1 protein-coding gene is annotated in these 2,186 nt (G+C 75.0%); it reads right to left on the bottom strand.

The window, feature by feature from the left end; genetic code table 11:
* Positions 1 to 2,186, bottom strand: a 2,186-nt coding sequence (locus ABZ565_RS35345) for an amino acid adenylation domain-containing protein (protein ID WP_361036424.1), incomplete at both ends; no start/stop codon positions are given.

Genomic DNA, 2,186 nt, shown 5'->3' with positions numbered 1-2,186 from the left:
TCCGTACGCCCCGCGATCGGGCTCCCGATCGCGATATCCGTCCCCGCACCCAACCGCGTGTACAACGCCGCCAGACCCGCCTGCAACACCATGAACGTACTGGTCCCGGTCCGCCTGGCCAACTGCGCCAGCGCGTTGTGCAGTTCGGCTCCGAGCTCCACGCCGATGTGATCGCCCTGCCGGCCGGCGACGGCCGGGCGGGGGCGGTCGGTGGGCAGCGGAAGCAGTTCCGGAAGATCGGCGAGCTGCCGCTTCCAGTAGTCGAGTTGTTCGGCGAACCGGCTCTCCGGGTCGGCGGCGTCACCGAGCAGCTCGCGCTGCCAGAGCGTGTAGTCGGCGTACTGGACCGGCAGCGCCGGCCTGTCCGCGGTCCGGCCTTCGCAGCGCGCCGCGTACGCCTCGGCGAGGTCGCGGGCCAGCGGACCGGTGGACCAGCCGTCGGCGGCGATGTGGTGCATGACGAGGAGCAGCACATGCTCGTCGGGTCCGACCGCGAACAGCTCGGCCCGCAGCGGCGGTTCGGCCGCCAGGTCGAAGGGCTGCCGGGCGGACTCGGCGAGCAGGTACGGCAGTTCGTCCGCCGTTACCCCGGCCGGGCGGGCCCGGAGCCGGACGGCAGCCGGTTCCAGCAGGCGCTGGCAGGGTACGCCGTCGACCTCCTGGAACACCGTCCGCAGGCTCTCGTGCCGGGCCACCACATCGGCCAGCGCCCGGTCGAGCGCGCCCCGGTCGAGCGTTCCGGTCAGCTGGAGCGCCAGCGGAATGTGGTACGTGGCGGCGGTGGCGTCCATACGGTGCAGGAACCACAGGCGGCGCTGGGCGAAGGACAGTGGCACCGCGTCGGGCCGCTCGTACGCGGTGAGCGCCGGGCGCACCCCGTCGGCCGCCGCGAGCATCCCGGCCAGGCCGGCCACGGTGGGCGCCTGGAAGAGGGCGCGCAGCCCGAGCTCCGCCCCGAGCACCGAGCGCACCCGCGCGACCAGCCTGGTGGCGAGCAGGGAGTGCCCGCCCAGGTCGAAGAAGTCGTCGTCCACCGAGACCCGTGGCACGTCGAGGACCTCGGCGAACAGCTCGGCGAGGATCTGCTCCTGCGGGGTGCGCGGCGCCCGGCCGCTCCCCGTGGACGCGGTCTCGGGCGCCGGCAGCGCCGCCCGGTCCAGCTTCCCGTTCGGTGTCAGCGGCAACGCGTCGAGCAGCACGAACGCGGACGGCACCAGGTAGTCCGGCAGCCGGTCCCGCAGGTGGGCGGTCAGCGCGGCCGGGGTCGTCGCGGCCGGGTCCGACGGGACGACGTAGGCGACGATCCGGTCCTCCCGGGCCAGCACCGCGACCTGGGCGACACCCGGGTGCGTGGCGAGCGCGGCCTCGACCTCGCCCGGCTCGACCCGGAAGCCGCGCACCTTCACCTGCTGGTCGACCCGGCCGGCGTACTCAAGCTCGCCGTCGGCTCGGCGCCGGACCAGGTCGCCGGTGCGGTACATCCGGGCGCCCGCCGGTCCGAACGGGCAGGCCGTGAACCGTCCTGCCGTCAGGCCCGGGCGGTCCAGGTAGCCCCGCGCCAGGCCGGGCCCGGTCACGTACAACTCGCCGGTCACGCCCGGCGGGACGGCACCCAGCCGCTCGTCCAGGACGTAGGTCCGGAAATCCGCGACCGGGCGGCCGATCGGCGGCACGCCGGTCCCCGGGGTCAGCGGGTCGCTCATGGTCGCGCAGACCGTGGTCTCGGTCGGGCCGTACGCGTTGATCATCCGCCGTCCGGGCGCCCACCGCGCCACCAGTTCGGGCGAGCACGCCTCACCCGCCACCACCAGGGTGGAGGCAGTGAGTTCGGCGTCGCCCAGCGCGGCGAGGGCCGAGGGCGGCAGCGTCACATGGGTGACGGCGAGCCCCGGGTCCGTCAGGGCGTCCAGCGGGGCGTCGGCGGGGGCGAGGACGAGCGCGGCGCCGGTCAGCAGCGCGCTGCTCAGGTCCCAGAAGGACGCGTCGAAGCTGGGCGAGGCGAACTGGAGCACCCGGCTCCCCGCCGCCACGCCGAGCCGGTCGGCCTGCACCGCCGCCAGGCGGGACACTCCGGCATGGCTGACCACGACGCCCTTGGGGCGGCCGGTCGAGCCGGAGGTGTAGATCACGTAGGCCGGATGCCGCACATCGAGCGCGACCTGCGGGTCGGTCTCCGGCCAGTCGCC

It is taken from the genome of Streptomyces sp. NPDC016469 (assembly GCF_040632905.1).
Lineage (GTDB): Bacteria > Actinomycetota > Actinomycetes > Streptomycetales > Streptomycetaceae > Streptomyces.
Note: the sequence above shows the minus strand (reverse complement) of the source record. Positions and strands in the feature narration are given on the sequence as shown.